Origin of the sequence: Sphingobacterium paramultivorum (assembly GCF_014109745.1) — a bacterium.
In the GTDB taxonomy this organism is placed as follows: Bacteria; Bacteroidota; Bacteroidia; order Sphingobacteriales; family Sphingobacteriaceae; genus Sphingobacterium; species Sphingobacterium paramultivorum.
In genome coordinates this window covers 348,907-367,847 of the sequence record NZ_CP058555.1, presented here as the reverse complement: position 1 = coordinate 367,847, position 18,941 = coordinate 348,907, and the positions used below count along the sequence as shown (strand labels likewise).

Here is an 18,941-nt window from a genome sequence, read left to right as displayed (position 1 = left end):
CTTTTTTTAGCCCTTAGGTTCCAATGGGCTAACGGATGTTCCGGCGAGCTCACGCATCCAGTTATTGAAATCCACATCTGATGGTATGTCGAACTTTTTGCGCAGTCTATTTTTACGGACCTGCACCGCCCTGATCGTCACAAAGGTGTATTCCGAAATATTTTTTGTCGAGAAGTTGAGAAATGCCATGGCACAGAATTCCAATTCGGTACTCCGAAGATTAGCGTCAAATGATTTGAGCGCCTGGATAAACTGTGGATACAATTCAGTAAATAAAATCAAAAATTCAGGATTGTTACTTTTGGCCAGGTCTATGAGCGTATTGAATTTATTTTCTCCGATCTGTTCGGTCAGTTCCTTATTGATTGTTTCGGTTTCCTGCAATGCCTCTTCTTTCTGTACCAATATCTTCCTGTTGTGCTTCGACCGCCAAACAAAAAACAAAACCACAACAAGCAGCAACAATAGGGCGTTAAGTGCAATTGTTCCTGCCCTTGACACCTTGGTATTCGATTCCTCATCTTTGAGTTTCAAAATCTGATTGAGCACCTGATCGACGACATGTCTATTTTCATTCTCCAGCGAGTCATTGAGCCGGCTAAAGGCTATTTCATAGTGATCTGCTTTAGCTTTATCCAAGTTGCTTATGCGATAAAAATCAGCCAGCTCACGGTAAGAATTTTGCACTCCTATTCTACTACCAGCTGCCCGCTTTCTCACAAGACTTTCTTCATAGAAAGTAGCAGCTTTTTGCAGGTTTCCTTTTTTTTTCTCCAAAATAGCTAACGCAGTATAGGTATTCAGCACAACAGGAATGTTATATTTCTTAATAAGCTCCAATGATTTATCCAAGCTTTGCTTCGCCTTTACTAAATCACCTTTTTCAACATATAGCCTCCCCAAATTTTCATACACAATCTGGTAGCGCATAGCCGCATCCTTTTCTGCGAAAACCTTTAGATTCTCCAACTGGAGTTCGGTGTATTTTTGCACGGAATCCAATTGTCCCATTCGCTGGAAAACTGCACTTAAATTCTCGTAATTATACTGGTATGCTTTGACTTGCTTTTCGCCGGTAAGCTGTTTAATGAGTTCCTGCTGCAAACGAAACTCCCGAATGGCCTGCTGATATAGCATGAGACCACCATAAGCCCGTCCCCGTAAGCGATAAACGTCGGATTGTACAAAGATTTCTTTTTTATAAATGTCGGTGGTTTCAATACGGTCCAGCTGTTTTAATGCTTCCTTAAATAGGCCAACAGTCACTAGACCTTCTGCTATATACATTCCGGATTTGGCCTTCCCCTCATCATAGTTAGCAGAATTGGCCAAATTAAATGCTTTTATTGCCGTCTCTATATAGGGTACTAATTTCCCTTGACTGCCAAATTCCATTGCCTTTGCTAAGAGCGAATCTACTCTTTGTTTCGGGCTATCCCCTGCGATGGCCTTAAACGAAAAAAAAATAAGAAATAAAATTAAAAGGTGCTTTTTCATTAAGTAGGTTGTCAATATTTCAGTAGCTTTCCATAACTACTTTAGCTATATAGTCATGGCATAGTATCTGCAAAACTAAGCATTTTAATTGATTAAACGGTAAATGAATAAACCGAAGATTTTTATGTCAGCATGATCATTTTACCAGCAATGCTTTATAAAAAAAGCAGCAAAAATTCAATAATTTTTAGAAGTTAACACCGCAGTGACTACAGGCAAAAGCTCGTTTATAGCGAAAGGTTTGGGCAGAAAATAATCAGCTCCAGCATTAAGTGCAATAGCTCGACCCTCAGAAGATGCAGATACACAAATAATAAATAGATAGTCGCATTCTCTTCGGCTACGAATTTCTTTAATTAGGTCTTCACCACTGCGTACAGGCATTTCTAAATCACAGATAAAAATATCGGGTTTTTCCTGCAAGATATATTCCAATGCTTCGGTACTTCTGTTTTCACTTATAATAGTAGCTTCGGTCAGACTCAAAACCAGTTCCAACGACTGCAAAATTAGCAGGTTGTCATCACATACAAAAATCTTTCTGTTCATCAAACATCGATTTAAAAATTTCTCTTATCACCTGCAGCCCCTCACGAATGCCATCACCAAAACTCCGATTGGATAATAGCAGGATTTCCGGAATGCTCCCCTAAAAAATAAGCTTCCGGAAATTATGGCTTAGGTTTTATATTTGGGCACTTATAATTGAAATCTGACGCTGTTCCACAATTGGACCAAGTAAAATCTGATCACGCATCCAGTTATTGAAATCCACATCAGAGGCAATATTAAACTTTTTACGCAGTCTGTTTTTACGGACCTGCACCGCACGAACCGTCACAAATGTATATTGAGCGATATTTTTGGTCGAAAAATTTAAAAAGGTCATCGCACAGAATTCCAATTCACTACTCCGAATTTTGGGATTAATCCGCTTTAACGACGCCACAAATCCAGGATAAATTTCACTGAACACAGTTAAAAATTCCGCATCATTGTTTTTTGCCAAAGTAATTAAATAATTGAAGTTATTCCTATCCATATATATCGTTTTTCAAGTAAATTTATTTCTGTATTCCCCCTATTCTGAGTCACCTTTGCTCAAATACTATTAACTATTTTTTATTTATTTGGGAATAGCGGACTTACGAGCAAATAGACTCGACAGGGCCAAATGTCCCCGTCGAGTTAAATCCAAATGATATTATCACAGACCTCCACGCAAATAAGATCTAGTAATAATTCAGTCTCAGCATGCAATTAAAAAGTTGTCCATTACCCCTTTCTGCGATACAATCATCCAGTTGTTGTCCGTCCGAAATGATTTAACTGATTCTGTTTGACAAAGATTTGCATTAAAAGAAAGAATCAAAAAAAACAGCCTTTCACATAAATATCACACTTTACAAAAACCTCATTAACAACAAATTAAAAGCGTAAAAAAAGAATTAAAAAACCCATTCGATCAATATCCACTGAACCAGAACTTCAGTAAAAGTGATCCTTTTTCAGGTTAAGATCCATAAAAAAGCTCGACAGGAACCTGCCGAGCAAAATGTGATGGATTAGACAATATATTTTAGATATTACCAATTGATTAGTCGGTTATCATCATCTGCTTTCTCCCAAGATTCCTGTGGATCGTTGCTTGTCGTCGCAGCAGAACCTGCAGCAATACCTTGTTCCAATTCTACATTAATGGCCTCAACTTTTGGGCTCACATATATATTTTTTGATTTATTTGTGTTCATGTTTTATTATTTTTTAGATACTATTTCGATGCATAAAGTAACTAGCTGTTACTTTATAGTGTACAGGCAACTTTCTTTCTGCCGCTTCCTGATCCGATCATGGTTGTCTTTCCTTGAACAATCTGCGTAATTTTGACGGTGTTTGAAGTAGAGCTCCATGGAACCAAATTAAATGCCCCCTGTGTCAGCACTAATGGATACAGCTCACCACCTGCCACTTTACTACCATAGATCGTAACTTCTCCCGAACGGCTGATGACGACACGGATTATTGGATTAGTTGCTGTACCTACCATGCTATAGATCTGAGGGACAGCGCCGCCTTCAGTATTGGTTCCACCATATTGACTACCATCCGCGAACTGAACATTTTTAGGAGCGATAGCGATGTTTCCTTCAAATTGAATTTCCTGGGTAGCAAGTTTTACACCATTTACTTCCATGTTGAAGGAGTTGTCCAATTGAAGAATATCAAAAACGAAACCATAGTCTGCCCCCGGAGCAGTCAATTCCTGTGTCACTGTAGTGCCTGCAGCAACAGTTTGACCGTTCACAACAGCACCTGATCCGGAAGCTGGATAGTTCCAGTTTAAGTCAGCCCCACCCGTCACAGGTTGTGTACATGTCTTAAAGTTCAGGTTTAAATTGTAGCGTTGACCTGGTAAGATCTGTAAACCAGCAACACCAACATTAGATCTTGTTTCACCATCAATGGTGATAGATCCGAAACTGAACACACCGTTTGTTTCTCCCGGATGGATCAATAAAGTAGGGTTACTTGATACAGAACGTAAACCTGCCCCCAAAAGAGGGAATTGAACAGCTGAACTTGAAGTAGTACCATTATACGTGATTGTACCGTCCGCTAATTTTAAATTAGCGCTTGGATGTGTAGGATTGATTGTTGGAGACACCAGACTTGTAATCGCCCCCGTCATTTCAGTAGCCATCGTTAAGTTGGTTGTCACTTCACTATATTGGTGTTTTAAAATCACATCAAGATTATTGTCACCAGAATGAACTGTTAAGTCTTTTTTGAAGTACATCAGGTCTGCGCTGATGTTATCGAGGCTTGCATTAGCCAAATCAGCCTGTGCAGTTACTGTAGGTACTGATGAAGTACTGTTTACTGAATAAGCTACGAAGGTATAGGTCTTTTCTGCGTCCAATTCAATTTCAGTCGCGTTGTCTACTGAATTTGTATAGGTCTTTTCAGTTACATAATCACCGTCAGCGTTATATACGACGATTTTATATTTGACATTTGCTGCCAATGGTGTTTTCTCTTCAACAACTGCAGCGCGAGAACCAGAAGAAGCCCGCAAAAGGCTGCCGTTAGTTGCGGACGACTTGCTGGTCAAAGTTGCTTCGAAAGAGCTAGACTTTGTTAATGGAACCACCACTTTCTGTGATACCCCTGAGTTATTACCATTGCTCGCTTTTTTCGTTGCGATAGCTGGATTTTCGACGCCAAGTAACTGGATACTGACGTTTGCCTTACCGCTGGCTGCTACACTGTCTTTGCTTTCCTTACAGGAATACATCGAAATACAAATCAAAGCCGACAGAGCCAGAGCTCTCCAACCTTTCATTGTCTGCGCTTGTAAAATCATTTCTTCTAATTTTTAATTATGTGATGAATATTTAATTAACTGGATGCAAATATTAAAATTATTTCACAAAAAGAAATATCACCGCAATATCACAGATATATCACACAAACGTTAGTATAACAAAAGTGCGATAATCTGCTAAGTGAAGATTTAACTTAGAGTTCACTTTGATGAAACAAACAGAACATTAGAAGGTATAACTTAACATATTACACGTCTTGTCAAACAGCAATTTCCATTAAAGACAAAAAAATTAAACCAGAAAAACCTATTAAATCGACTAAAAATCAAAAATGTGATACAGGTGTGATAACCATGTGATATATACATTTAGTATTTCATCATTAGCTATGAAGTATCTTTGAACAAGTATTTGGATATGTTCGAAAATATCCTAGCGATAAGTCCAAAGTATTGAAAAGACACAAATACAGCTAATTGTTTAACTTAAGAGAAACTAACTTAAATATAAATCATCATAAAAACGATAAGCATTTGAAATCTCAACTAACAATAGGCATTGCTACGCAGCATATTGCAGCTTTTTGGTTCACCAGGAAGTCTTTCGTCTGATAAACAGTGCGCTAATCTTAAACCAAACAATATAAAACAAATGAAAAAAAGAACTGAAAAAATGACTTACGTGAAACCCGTGATCGAGCAGTTAAAGGTGGAGATGGAAGAGGGAGTTGCTGCTGGATCTGTGGGAACCGCCCAACCTGGAGGTGGGACTGGTGTCACAGAAAACGAATGGAATAATGGCGGATCAGAAACACAGGATCCAAGTGGAGAATGGTGGAACTAACAAACAATCAAACAACTATTTCAAAAAGATGATGAAAAAGATATATCAGATTACAAAAATAAAATTAGCTTTGATTGTGCTTCTGACAATAGCTTCTTCCTGTAATAAGGATAAAACAGGAAATCAAGCTGATGTAAATCAGGGTGGTTTGAAACTTACGTTAACAGAGGCTGAATTTACGAGTACTGACGATCCGGTAACGAAAGCTTCGACAAATTCAAGTATAGCAAAACCTCTAAGTATAACGCAAGAAATACAATCGGGCCCATTTTCTATTAGCGCCGAACTTACTGAAAACACACCTGGAACAGCTGCACTTAAAGCATCTTCGGGAAACAAAGCTGCAACCTCGCTGTCTTTGAGAGGTACCGTACAGTATCGGATAGTCGCCTACGAAACAGATGGTACTTATATCGATCAAGCAGTTGGCAACGCAGCAGATGCAAGCCAGGTATTTTTTGGTGATAAATTGATCGCGGGCAACAAATATACCTTCGTGGTATATTCTGTGGGTTCCACAACTACAGCGCCACCTGCAGCGCCGACAACGAACTTATATTCGGCAGGTGCATTATTCTTCGATTTTTCGACGTACGCGCAGGATGGTGGTGACTTAATGTATGCAATTTCTAAAGATGTGACCATCTTAGGTAACAATACACCTACGCCATTGACAGCTCCGCTTAAACACTTGTTTACACGAGTAAATATTGTAGTGGACAATAGCGATGCAACAGGCACCTTTGGTACTGCAAACTATGTAAAAGGAGGTTATCTGTCGGAAGTTCCTGTACAAGCGCAATGGCTTTCTCCTTTTCAGGATGTTGAAATTGACCTGAGCACCGGAGCAACTTTATCTTCAGTTGCGGACAATTCAGTCGCTGCAATTTCAAACCTTAATGCGACAGCGCAGACTTTTATCGTTAATCAGCTGCAGAGTTCCACTTTTGCAGTATCTTTCCGGATCCCAAGCAGTCAGATCAAAATTGGTCATGATGTCAATGCTCAAAATGTCGATTTCAATTTTTCGAATGCTGGCTTAGGTTTAAAACCAGGTTATTCGTATACCTTAAAATTGCGTTTTAACAGCGATCGTTATGTAAATGCCTCAAATGTCACTAGAACGGCTACAGCCGCGGATGCACGTTATGCTGTGATCGGTGGTTATCGTTGGGATCGTTATAACCTGGGCGTCACTGATGTGAATCCAACAACAAATTACCCTGATGCTAACCCTTCCAAACAAGCTTTATATGGCAATTATTATCAATGGGGTCGTCAAGCAGCGGTAGCAAATGCCTACAGTGGCGATGGCGCTATTGCAGGATGGAATACTACACCTGCTCCAGATGGATCTTGGAATAATGGTACTGCAGCAGCTCCGGTGAAAGCGGCATTGGATCCATGTGGCACTGGCGATCGCGTACCTAGCGCGGCTGAATATACCCGTTTGGGAAATTATACTCGTCATACTTCAATTGGAAATTGGATTCCAAATACAGGAACTTCATCTGGGTTATCTGATTTTACTGCGGCGCATATTATGACTAGTAAAAAGAGCAGTGATATTAAATTAAGCTTCCCAGCAAATGGTCACAGAAGTTCAGTAGACGGGGTGCAAGTTGTTAGACAAGCTACTGCTATTTATTGGCTAAATATGGCTGTAGGCGGTAATGATAGAGCTTTACAGGGCCGAGGATTCGAAGGTGGTGCTTGGGATACACAGAATTATTTTAAACGTGCCGCCTATCCAGTTCGCTGTATCCAGGACAAATAGCATAAAACATATATTTTTATTATAGTTTTTTTTATAACTATCCCTACCTATTACCACTCCTATTGGGATCAATAGGCATCTAATGCCCGGCATGAACTTCCATGCCGGGCTTTTTCACATATCGTTTCATGCGTTGACTCAATAAGAGCCAAATCGCAAATCCTACTAAATCTTAAGTCATGAAAGAAACTAGAAGTTACCGAGCACGTTACCATTAAGCTAATTTCCCACCGCTATTTACAACTATGCAAGAAGGGCTACCTGAAATACTTTTCCGCTATCGGGATAGCGCTGCAGTTCTGCCGCTGTGAGTCCTTCCCTGGCTGTACTAATAAACAGATCAGTGCCTGTAGCGCCGCCAAAACAACAGGAAGTCACATGCGGCGCATTCACCCTTATTTTATCCAACAGTTCGCCTGTTTCAATATGCCATTTGCAAACGGCAAAACCACCCCAATGGGCTACCCAAAGATGCCCATCGGGTCCCAGACACATACCATCAGGCATGCCCAGCTCATGGGGTACGCATACCAATGTGCTGTAGTGCTCCCCCCCTGCTGTCATTGATTCACCTGTGTTATGCCTAGCATAACGACGGATTTCGCGGGTATAGGTATCGATAAAGTAAAAATAAGGGCTATCGCTGGGCCATACAATACCGTTGGGAATCGTCACTGCCGGAATAATTGTATCCAAAACTCCGTTGCAGAAACGCATAAGTTTCCCCTGATCGGGCAAAGCTTGCATGTGCATCGTGCCGAACCAAAAATTACCCTCGGGATCTACTCCGCCGTCATTGGTACGGACTTGTCCACCCCTAGCATCTAGCTCAGCTACGATCGTCAAATCTTGCGTTTCCTTTGTCCAAATAGCCAACCCTTGCTGCATGGCCACAAGAAATTTACCGGATCCATCTGGCCAGGGTACGATCTTGCTTACATAACCTGGTAATTCCCAGTAAGCCGACTTCTTGCTTTCCAACTGATAGCTATGAATACGCTTGTGCAAAATATCCACCCAATACAAACTGTTATCGCGCTGGCTACATACCATGCCTTCCCCCAGCAGACATTCGGTATGCAATAAGACTGCTGCTTCTTTTAAATTATTCTTCATCACCATTTTGCTATGCCCGACCTGATCGGCAATTTCTTCTTGAGATTAATATTCTAGTATTAAATAGGCAAGCTCACGTTGGGGTTTAATCCTCTTGCATCAGTGCACTTCTTCCACCATCAATTAAATAGGTACTTCCACTTGCAAAGGAAGCGTAGGTACTGGAAAGAAAAACACACCAGCCACCGATCTCTTCAGTTGTACCTAATTTTTTGACGGGATGTCTATCGACTGTTTTCTGTCTTTCGGCATCGGCATCCGGAAAACTGTCAAACCATTTTTGATTGCCGGGTGTATCGATAAACCCAGGGGCAAGTCCGACCGTACGGATCGCTGGGCCCCATTCGATAGCCATGGCCCTCACGAGTGAAAGGAGCGCCCCTTTGGTTACATTATAAGGAAAGCAGCCAGGTATGGAGGCATAAGCATGGTTGGAGGCCATGACAATAATTACCCCCGGCGAAGCTTGGGCCAACAGTGGTTTTAATGCCCGTGCCAGCAACCAATGTGATGCCAGGTTTAAGCTATTATTGTGATTCCAATCTCCTAGCGTACACTCATCCAAGCCTTTGAACATATTCTGACCTGCATTCGAAAGCAGTACATCCAAACGGCCATGCTCCTGTTGAAGGAGCACGGCCAATTCCTGAATAGCAGCCTCATCGGACACATCAGCCGCATAATAAAATGTTCGCTGCCGATAAGGTTCCATTGCTGCAAAAAATGAAGCCACTGCCTGATCATCGACCGCCAATTCGGCACAGGCTATAACGGTCGCACCTGCCGATGCAAATTGCAGACTCGCTCCCAGCCCAATGCCCGAAATTCCACCTGTGATCAGGACAACCTTACCCGTTAAATCAATTGTAAATGCCATCTACTGCTAAAATTACACATAAAAACCTGGTCGTGGTTCCAATACTCCAGGATGTTTGAGCATTTCTTCTTCGATCAAATCTACACCCAATCCTGGTCTTTCGCTCAAGACCAAGTGCCCATTTTTCACCATATCCTTAATCGGATAGTCAATGACTTCATCGCGCCAAGGCACATCATTGAACATAAATTCCTGCCGAAAGAAATTGGGCACCGAAGCACAGACATGCGCACTGGCCAATGTGGAAAGTGGTCCGTTGGGGTTATGTGGTGCCAATAACACATTGTATGCTTCCATCATCGTTGCCATACGCTTCATTTCGGAAGGCCCACCACAACGCGTAATATCAGGCATCATAATATCACAGATATTTTTTTCCAATACCGGTCGGATCCCATGACGGGTATAATGTCTTTCGCCCACGCAGATCGACACATTGGACGGAATACGCTCCCGCATGGCACGCAGGTTGTCTGCATTTTCCGGTCCCGCAGGCTCCTCATACCAGGTAATATTCAGTTCAGAAAGACGTTGCGCCATCTGTACAGCGACACGATAATTGAGCATGGCATGTGTTTCGATCATGATATCAAAATTGGGTCCAACTCCTTCACGAACCGCTTTACTCACCTCAAACGCCAGATCCTGCTGTTCGGCAGTCAAAGTCAGGTTTGCGGCCAAATCTTCTCCATACAGATAGTTTGTATGCGCAAATGGGTCAAACTTTAAGCCTGTAAAACCAGCTTCTTTGACCGCTTGCGCTTGTCGGGCATAATCTTCGGGGTTATGTCCACCACCCGTAAACCAATAATTGGCATACAACAGGATCTCTTTACGGAAAGCACCGCCCAACAATTCATAACAAGGTACACCAAGCACCTTGCCTTTCAAATCCAATAGTGCCATGTCAATACCCGAAATAGCACACATGCTTGCACCATAAGGTCCGATCCAATTGAGATCGCGGTAGAGTTTGGTCCAGATAAAATCTGTTTTCATCGGATCCAAACCAATAATGCGCTGTCCCACATGCTTAGCGGCCTCATATACAATGGGACTGCCGGGCCAGTTGGTCGCTTCGCCCACACCTGTATGCCCCGTATCCGTATAAATCTTGACTAAAGTCCAATTATATTTTACGCCTTCAACCAGCCAGACTTTAACATCTATAATCTTCATTGTTCTATTATTTTAATTTATCTTAAGAATAATCTGTCCACTTAACTTATCACCTTTTTTTAGCTTTTTGCGCCCATAACTGTGTGGCGATCCATAAAAAGGTTCCGAGCCATTATTCGAATAATCAGCGATCAACCATTGTATCTGCTGATCCTGTTTCCAGGCCCGTGCATGCTGCTGGCCATTCGACAGCACCTTTACCGTTGCCGCAGGGCTACGCAAGCTAGCCCAGTAAATGTTTCCTTTGGTCGACCTAAAGTCGTTCGAGCCCAATATATTGGCATCGTCTTTCCAATCTTTTGCCTGTGGCTTACCATGCTCTTCTACTTCATACAACGGCACGGCATGCAATACAGCCTCGCCCTCATTGCGTCCGATATGATTGGCGGGATAAGTGGAAAATGTACCCTTTCGCGACCAAGCCAATTTATCGTAGGATAAAGGCAATTCAAGCATCAGACCGGCCTGATAAAGATCCATTTCCTGCCCCTGCTGATAGACCATTTCATACTCCACCCGCAAAAGACCATTTTTAAGGAAAACAAATTTTTGTTTTCCGGTGCCATTCTGATACCGCAGGTCCATGCGAACACTTATACTGTCGCCTGTCTGACTGGCTTCTGCAGCATCCGCAAATAAAGTATACTGCTCGTACTGCTTCAATGGCGCAATGTTATTTTGATACGTCTCTCCCGCAACATTTGGCTTACCACCATCTTCCGCATTTGCTTCGATGAGCGCTACGGCCGGCCCCTTCGTCAGAATCAGCTCACCATCTTTGCGCACAGCAAGCAATTTGCCATAGGTTCGGCTGAATGTATAATCCACATTTCCCTGCTTTACATAAATATACGCCGAATCTTGTTTGAGCTGTAGTTCCGTAGCCGAAAACTTTTCCTGATTTTTGGCTACTTTCTCAAAGAGTTCATTTTCAACCTCATTTTGCTGATTGTCCATGGCAATAATCCGCAATGAGCCATATTCAGCTTGGATCGGTAAAATGATCTCGCCACTCGTCCGCGGTCCAATCGCTGCCCTAAAAGGAACTTCCTTACCATCTACAATGGCGACGAGTTTGAGCTGGTCAAGGGAAAGAAAATCGTATCTATTTTCAATCGTGACCACCACTTTACCTTTCTTCAATTGCGGTGTACCGATCCTGATTGGCGAATAAGCCTTCTTCATTCCAAAATACTCCGGTTTTGGTCTACGCCATCCATCAATCGGCCCCCAAGGTCCATAACCAACAATACGTCCATCGGGAAGGTGAAAGGTATCATCGATACCGCTCCATATCGCGCCACCCAAGTTGGCCGAATGCTTATAGATGGAATCCACAAAAGTAACCAGAGGCGCATTGTAAGCATCGCGTATACCAGGGTCGGTCAGCAACTCACGCCTGTTATACGTCGACAAATGGGCGTATTCACCAAATAAAGTCGGTCTTTTCATGGTATCGGTGGCCGCAGGGCCATTGATACCCGGATAATGGTAATTGGCAATATCCGCTTTACTTCCGCCATTATTAAATCCACCCCAGGTCTGATCATGGAAACTGGTTGGGCGCGTTGGATCCAAGGCCTTCACACGTGTATTGACCTCGGCCCACAGCGGGCTCCAATGCGACTCATTGCCTAGAGACCAGAATAACACCGAAGGATGATTGCGGTTGCTCAATACATTATCGATGTTTGCACCCAACATAACCGGTAAAAAACGCTTATCCTTGTAATCCCATTTGCGCCAGATTGGTGAAGCATGGTGCTGAATCCAGCTCAAAGCCGCCTCACTCTCCACATACATTCCCAACTCGTCTGCCGCATTCAAAAATTCTTCTGATGGCGGGTAGTGCGACGTACGGATATAATTGACATTGGCCTGTTTAAATAAAACAACGTCCTGCAGATCTATTGCCGGATCAGCAGCCCGGCCATTCAGTGGATGTACAGCATGCCTATTGACTCCTCTCAATTTGATGGGTTTACCATTTACCATCAGCTGATTTTTGAGAACTTCAATTTCACGAAATCCGACCTTTTGTTTATTGGTCTGTATCGCCTTGCCATCCACAATCAATGCCGTCTCCAGCACATAGAGATAAGGCGTCTCGGCCGACCATTGCTTCGGTTTTTTTACCGCTAATAGACTTTCGATCTGTTTATGGCTCCCTAATCCAAGCTGAATCTTGTCGGAGGATTTTTGAAGCACTGTTTTGCCCTCGGCATCTCGGAGCACATAGCGCAATTGGACCTGCTGCTGCTGATCCGAACTATTTTGCACCAGCCCCGCAAGTTTAAGTGTTGCATGGACATATTTTGAATCGAATTCTGTTGCAATCGCTGCATCCGAAATATGTACTTTAGGCACTGTAAACAAAGTTGCTTTCCGCAAAATTCCACCCACGGTATGCACCGCATACTGAGACACACAAGATAATATATCACTGATGGTATTTGCCTGAACTTCTACAGTCAGTTTATTTTTTCCTTTGTTGACTTTCCCTGCTAAGTCGACCTGAAAAGCGACAAATCCACCTTCATGTTCACCGACTACCTGATCGTTTACTTTGACGAGCGCATGTGAACTGACCCCGTCAAAGCGAATGTATACTGGATTGCCTTCCCAATCGTCGGGCATATCAAATGAACGCTCATACACTGCCGTTTCTCCCGCAGCGACATGCTGGCCTTGCATTTCCCATTCTCCCGGTACCTGAATGGTCACGGGCTTCGTATTGGCCACTTTGAAGTTCCACTGTCCATTCAACAGAATCCGACTGGTTTTACTTGTGGCCAACTGATCGGGCAGGGGCGTCAAAAATGGTCCAGCCTGTTGTGCCGACAGATTTCCAAAGGACGAACAGGCCAACAACAGCGCCAGCCAGCTGCCTTTGGACAATTTGAATTTACATAATTCCATATTTTTCAAATGCTTCTTTGGCACCCATGCCTTCCATAACCTTGTTCAATACTACTTTTTCAGCTCTGGCTTTTTCAAATGCTCGAGCGAAAACCTCCTGTTCATGTTCGCGCGGTACCACGCAGACACCATCAATATCGCCGATCAGCATATCGCCATCCTTGATCAGGACATTTCCAAAATGGATTGGCACACGCCAGTCAATAACCTTTCCTCTCGGCGCCTGATCCTGCGCATAACAGCCCATGGAGAAACAAGGAAACTCGAGTGCCAAAATCCCTACGGTATCTCTCGAGTAGCCATTGACAATCGCCCCATGTGCACCCAATGTTTTGGCCCGTGCACTCATAATCTCACCCCAAAGCGCATAGTCCGGCGAAGAGCCGCTGCAAATGTAAACCTCGCCCGGGCGCAGATCATCCAGGGCCTCAAGCATAAATCCAAATGATTTAGCCAATACAGGATTCTTCGACTGCTGTTCAGCATTTCCGCAAACATCGGCCTCCAATACCGTCATCGCCCTACCAATTAAAAACAAATCTGATTTTAACGGTCTTATACTCGGTGGCAGAAATTGATGGAACAATCCCATTTTGTCCATCACATCCCCAATGACAGCTGTAAAAAGTTCCTTACGGATCAGCTCAAAGAGCTCCTCATCATTTGCCCATTCCACCAGATAGTTTTCTTTCATTTTTTATATCAATTAAATCATGTTACCATAAAAAGACATACAGGGCTACCAATATCCCTAGGATGAATAAACTCACTAATTTGAAACCACTGGAGGTCACAAAAAGATTTCTATTCACGATTACTGTATCATTACGATAGTTTCGATTGCCCAGCAGGCTGACCAATACCATCGTTGCTACCGTACATATAAACACCACAAGAATGCGATTCATAAAGGGGCTTTGATCTAACCAGAAATTTTTAAAGAGCAAAGAATAGGCAAATGTAGAGATGGCACCAGCAAATGCTGCGTTAGGTGTTGTCCACGTAGTAAAGATACCCATCAGAAAAATCGCCAATACTCCTGGTGTGATAAAACCTGTAAATTCCTGAATAAACTGAAAGCCCTGATCCAGATGCTGCAATAGCGGAGCCAAGGAAGCACCAATGACCAAGGCGATCAGTACAGTTACTTTGCCCAGCTTCACCAACGCTGTATCGCTCACGGCATCGCCTTTTATATTCTTATAAATATCCAAAGACACGATGGTTGCTATACTATTGACCTTTCCAGCCAGTGAGGCCACGATAGCAGCCGTTAAAGCTGCAAAAGCCAATCCTTTAAATCCCGTCGGTAAAATCGAGAGTAGCAGCGGATAAGCTTTATCGGGCTTCACGGTACTACCTTCAAGCATCCCTTGTGCAAAACTGAGATTCGAACCTTCTTTATATAAATAGTAAGCAGCAATGCCGGGCAACACCACAATCAAGGGCATAAACAGCTTCATAACGGCTGCAAACAACATCCCATTTTGGGCTGTTTTTAGATTTTTGGCTCCAAGTGCACGCTGGGTAATATATTGATTGCATCCCCAATACGATAGATTGATCACCCACATACCGCCCAATAGAACCGACCATCCGGGCAGATCCATATAAGCATCGGTACCATCGGGTTTTATCAGCTGTCCTTTTTCGATAAAAAGATGAAAATGCTGTGGCACTTCCGTTTTCAAGATAAGGAGTCCATCTAGCCAATGTCCCATGCCCTTTGTATGCGCCACGAGATCGAGGGCGATATAAGTCGTCGTGAGCCCGCCTATAATCAACAAGACCACCTGGATTACGTCGGTGTAGCCAATCACTTTCATCCCCCCTAAGGCGATAATCAAGGCCAATGCCGCCAACAACCAAACCGCTAAAACCATGGGAATCCCCGCAATCGACTGAATGGCCAAACCACCCAGATAAAGTATCGAGGTCAAATTGACAAACACATAGACCAAAACCCAGAATACCGCCATCACCATACTCACCCGCGGATCGAAACGCTTGCGCAGAAACCCAGGCATGGTAAAAATCTTATTCTTCAGATAAATGGGTAAAAACACCACCGCCACAATAATTAGTCCGATAGCAGCCATCCATTCATAGGATGCAATGGCCAGCCCCAGTGCAAAACCCGACCCCGACATCCCTATAAATTGCTCGGCAGAGATATTCGAAGCAATAATAGAAGCCCCAATGGCCCACCAGCTTAAGGAACCTTCCGCCAGAAAATAGTCATGCGTTAGTGAACCGGAACTGTGTTTGCGTCGATAAATGTAATAGCCATAACCACCGACAACAATAAAATACAGCAGATAAATGATTTGATCAATCCAAGCCAACATAGCGATATCATTAGAATTTTAATGTGATAGATCCCTGACAGGGTGAAGCTTCCAAGGTCTTACAATAATTGCCCCAGGCAATTTCAGGATAATCCCATTTGTTGTTTACATACAAAACCAGTTGCTCATTTTCCAGGCGATCCATACGACAAGCATTGTCTGCTTGCTGTGAAACCACATGCATCAGATTCTTTGTGCCACTGCCCAAAGAGTAATAGTATATATTCTCTTTCATTCCCTTCGCCTGCTGTGTTAGTGGATGCTTACTACGCGCTCCTTTATCGGCCCAATAGTAATAGTTGTGCGTATCCATATACCACGACTGTTTAGGCTCCTGACCGTACGGCGTCTTATCTACATAAGACAAGCTTGCTGTTCCTTCATTACCCGCAAATGATTCTTGGGGATAATCGTTCCAATAACCATTTCTGCTCCAGGTAATACGATCAAGTTCATTGCTGAGATAATACTTTAGCCCAATTTCACGCAGGTAGCCATTGGGTTCACCCTGGGTATGATATAACGTCTTCATTTCTCCTTTACCATCGATAGTCAGATCAAACTGAATGGATAAACTGCCATTTTTTCCCACAATCGATACCAGGGCCAAATTGTCTTTGATGCGTACATCCAATTTGTTCAATTGCCAATTTTTATCTTCGAGCAGGTATTTGCTTGCACTTTTGCGTACTTCTGCACCAGTCAGATGGTTGAGGTTGATGTCCATATTTAAGAAAGGACCTTTTTGGATCACCACTTTACCATCGATCAGCGCGTTTTCGATCAAGCCTGTTGTTTTTGAAATCGGAAAGGTGAAATTCCTTCCCCTGATCAGGTAACGATTAGGCTCTTCAACAAGCTGGATTCCTCCATTTTGAGTCGATTCAGGTATTCTGACCTTATGCTCACCCAAGAAATAACGATAGCTATCCAGCAGCATCCCCCTGCTATCCACAAAGCGCAAAGCCAGTTGCCCGCCCTGTTGCCAGGCTAAACCGGGTAGTTGAATATATCCTTTCTGATGCGGTGCGATATCGGGTAATCCTAAGGTATAGGTCTTCCCGTCATACGTGTATTGCAGTTTAATTTCCTGGAGCGAAGTATGATCAAATCGATTGTATACTGGGATCGTCAGCGGCTGAAAGCAGGCAAAATCAGGCATAATCTTTCCTTTCAACGTGACCAATACAGGAGACTGCGCTTTTTTTGTTGACCAAAATTCAGGTTTCTTTCGCCGCCAAACATCGACAATCCCCCATTCACCGTAGCCTACTGCCTGCCCCTGAAAATCTTCGGGTTTGGCTGTATGGGCAAATTCCTTCCAAAAAGCAGTTCCTTTCTTGAGCTGTTGTGGAATCATAAATACTTCGTCCACGTAGCCCCATATTGCACCGCCAAGGCCCCCTTGCTTCGGAAACAGGCCGCTCCACATCATGTCCATGGAGATCCCCCAAAATTCACGAATATTCGGATCATCCTGTAAGGTTTTATACGTATAACAGGCCGGATGAGCCCATTCATCAAATAAAGCCGGGATGCCGTGTCCCTCAAAGTTACGCGTGGTCTTGCCATACTGTGTCAAGTTACCATACACGTCCTGATAGTGCATGCTGAGGATTTCATAAATCTTAGGTTCGGTGGTTTGCGAGCCCGGATAACTCCAGATAATGGGTCTTGTCGGATCCATTCGCTTCACCAAATCGTGGCTCTGCTTAAAGTTGTCGCCATAGATCGACTCATTGCCGATGGACCAGAAAAGTACAGCTGGATGGCTTTTAAAGGTATTGACCATCTCACGCGATTGGCTCAGGTATTGGTCCGTCTTTTTCGGATCATTTTGTGAAGCGCCGGGCGCATAATTTTTTTGCCTGTAAGTATCCACAAAACAGATTGCGGTTTCCACCTCCACATAGATACCATATTTATTACAGTATTCGACAAAACGCTCCGTCGGCGGATAATGCGAAGTACGAATGAAATTGATATTTGCTTCTTTAAACAATTGAACGTCCAGACTATCGTAATAGGCCGAAGCACTGCGTCCTAAGATCGGGTGCATATCGTGCCGATTGGCTCCACGTAGCTTGACCGGTTTGCCGTTTACCATAAGCTGGTCTTTAACCACTTTTACTTCGCGGAACCCGACCGATTTATGAAAGGCATACGTAGACCTCCCCTGCTCTTTCACTTCCACATCCAACCGATAAAGATTTGGATGTTCGGCATCCCATTTTATCGGTGCAGCTACACGGAACACATGGCTGTTGGCCCCCGCTAAAATTGGTTTTTCAGGGTTATCCAGAACAATACTTTTGCCGTTCGGGTCAGTCAATGTATACTTAATCGTAGCCTCCTTGGCCACAAAACCGCCAAAATCCAATTTTAGCTGCGCGTCCTTATAAGACGCATCAAAGGCTGTTTCGAGGTTAAAGTCGGTCACAGAATGTGTTGCAGTTGCAAATAGGGTGACATCCCGCAAGATTCCACCTATCGGATGGTGTGCATAGCCCGATGCATACGAAATATCATCCAGTTGATCCTGCACCTCCAGTTCGATTTCATTCTGCTTTCCGAAAATCACATAAGGTGTAATATCTACTTCCCAACGCGTAAATCCACCATGATGGCTCGTAACCGCTTTACCATTGATGCTAAGTTTGGCGAAGCTGTACACACCGTCAAAGCGGATGATTGTCTTTTTGCCTTTATAGGGGCTGGGTACCAAAAATTTACGGCTATAAAAAAAAGAATTGTCGTGTTGAATACCATAGCCCTGCATGACAGCTTCCCCGGGAACCTGAATATTTTCCCAGGCCGAACTGCGATCAAATTTGAAGTTCCATTGGCCATTTAAGGATTGTACAGGAGCTTTCAGACCGGTCACTTTGGCCGGCAACTGATAAGCTGTCTGCTGCGCCATTGCCCAACTCCCCATTACCCCCCACAAGGCCAACAACACCAGTTTTTTTAGTTTTTTCATATCATAATAGGTTGTAATTCCCCCCGATTAGAACGCAATACCACATTGTTACATTCTTTGTCAAAGATAGGTCCTCTCA

The 18,941-nt window shown here is 43.3% G+C and carries 14 protein-coding genes; 2 read left to right on the top strand and 12 right to left on the bottom strand.

From position 1 onward, the window contains the following. Positions 1–6: 6 nt before the first annotated feature. The 5 genes from HS960_RS01495 to HS960_RS01475 all read right to left on the bottom strand — a co-directional run bounded on the left by HS960_RS01495 (position 7) and on the right by HS960_RS01475 (position 4,861). Positions 7–1,497, bottom strand: coding sequence for a tetratricopeptide repeat protein (locus HS960_RS01495; protein WP_182331098.1), 1,491 nt, complete (start codon positions 1,495–1,497; stop codon positions 7–9). A gap of 177 nt (positions 1,498–1,674) precedes the next feature. After that, a complete protein-coding gene (locus tag HS960_RS01490) occupies positions 1,675–2,046 on the bottom strand; it encodes a response regulator (protein ID WP_153846269.1) in 372 nt (123 codons plus the stop codon). A 136-nt stretch (positions 2,047–2,182) separates the two neighbouring features. Next, a complete protein-coding gene (locus tag HS960_RS01485; RefSeq protein WP_182331097.1) occupies positions 2,183–2,539 on the bottom strand; it encodes a helix-turn-helix transcriptional regulator in 357 nt (118 codons plus the stop codon). A gap of 544 nt (positions 2,540–3,083) precedes the next feature. Continuing rightward, complete coding sequence (locus HS960_RS01480; RefSeq protein WP_182331096.1) at positions 3,084–3,248, bottom strand: hypothetical protein; 165 nt, start codon at positions 3,246–3,248, stop codon at positions 3,084–3,086. 53 nt (positions 3,249–3,301) lie between these two features. Further along, complete coding sequence (locus tag HS960_RS01475; protein WP_182331095.1) at positions 3,302–4,861, bottom strand: hypothetical protein; 1,560 nt, start codon at positions 4,859–4,861, stop codon at positions 3,302–3,304. A 613-nt stretch (positions 4,862–5,474) separates the two neighbouring features. Here HS960_RS01475 and HS960_RS01470 point away from each other — a divergent pair. Together HS960_RS01470 and HS960_RS01465 are read left to right on the top strand one after the other, a co-directional pair. Further along, on the top strand, positions 5,475–5,666 hold the full coding sequence (locus tag HS960_RS01470; RefSeq protein WP_153846272.1) for a hypothetical protein: 192 nt from the start codon (positions 5,475–5,477) through the stop codon (positions 5,664–5,666). 28 nt (positions 5,667–5,694) lie between these two features. Beyond that, positions 5,695–7,443, top strand: a complete 1,749-nt coding sequence (locus HS960_RS01465) for a hypothetical protein (protein ID WP_182331094.1) — start codon at positions 5,695–5,697, stop codon at positions 7,441–7,443. 243 nt (positions 7,444–7,686) lie between these two features. Here the strand turns inward: HS960_RS01465 and HS960_RS01460 are convergent, their stop codons facing one another. The 7 genes from HS960_RS01460 to HS960_RS01430 all read right to left on the bottom strand — a co-directional run bounded on the left by HS960_RS01460 (position 7,687) and on the right by HS960_RS01430 (position 18,862). Further along, on the bottom strand, positions 7,687–8,559 hold the full coding sequence (locus HS960_RS01460; protein WP_182331093.1) for an SMP-30/gluconolactonase/LRE family protein: 873 nt from the start codon (positions 8,557–8,559) through the stop codon (positions 7,687–7,689). An 85-nt stretch (positions 8,560–8,644) separates the two neighbouring features. After that, positions 8,645–9,436, bottom strand: a complete 792-nt coding sequence (locus tag HS960_RS01455) for an SDR family NAD(P)-dependent oxidoreductase (RefSeq protein WP_153847859.1) — start codon at positions 9,434–9,436, stop codon at positions 8,645–8,647. A 12-nt stretch (positions 9,437–9,448) separates the two neighbouring features. Next, positions 9,449–10,615, bottom strand: coding sequence for a mandelate racemase/muconate lactonizing enzyme family protein (locus tag HS960_RS01450; protein WP_120332389.1), 1,167 nt, complete (start codon positions 10,613–10,615; stop codon positions 9,449–9,451). A gap of 12 nt (positions 10,616–10,627) precedes the next feature. Next, positions 10,628–13,534 carry a glycoside hydrolase family 2 protein gene (locus tag HS960_RS01445; protein WP_182331092.1) on the bottom strand — a complete coding sequence of 969 codons (2,907 nt, stop codon included), beginning with the start codon at positions 13,532–13,534 and terminating at the stop codon, positions 10,628–10,630. Continuing rightward, positions 13,521–14,228: an RraA family protein gene (locus HS960_RS01440; protein WP_200845572.1), complete on the bottom strand. Its 708-nt coding sequence runs from the start codon at positions 14,226–14,228 to the stop codon at positions 13,521–13,523. The genes HS960_RS01445 and HS960_RS01440 overlap by 14 nt, the downstream gene beginning before the upstream one ends. Before the next feature lie 22 nt (positions 14,229–14,250). Continuing rightward, positions 14,251–15,882, bottom strand: a complete 1,632-nt coding sequence (locus HS960_RS01435) for a sodium:solute symporter family transporter (RefSeq protein WP_153847857.1) — start codon at positions 15,880–15,882, stop codon at positions 14,251–14,253. 10 nt (positions 15,883–15,892) lie between these two features. After that, the gene (locus HS960_RS01430) at positions 15,893–18,862 is read right to left on the bottom strand and encodes a glycoside hydrolase family 2 protein (RefSeq protein ID WP_182331091.1); all 2,970 of its coding nucleotides are present in this window, start codon (positions 18,860–18,862) and stop codon (positions 15,893–15,895) included. Between the last annotated feature and the right edge of the window lie 79 nt (positions 18,863–18,941).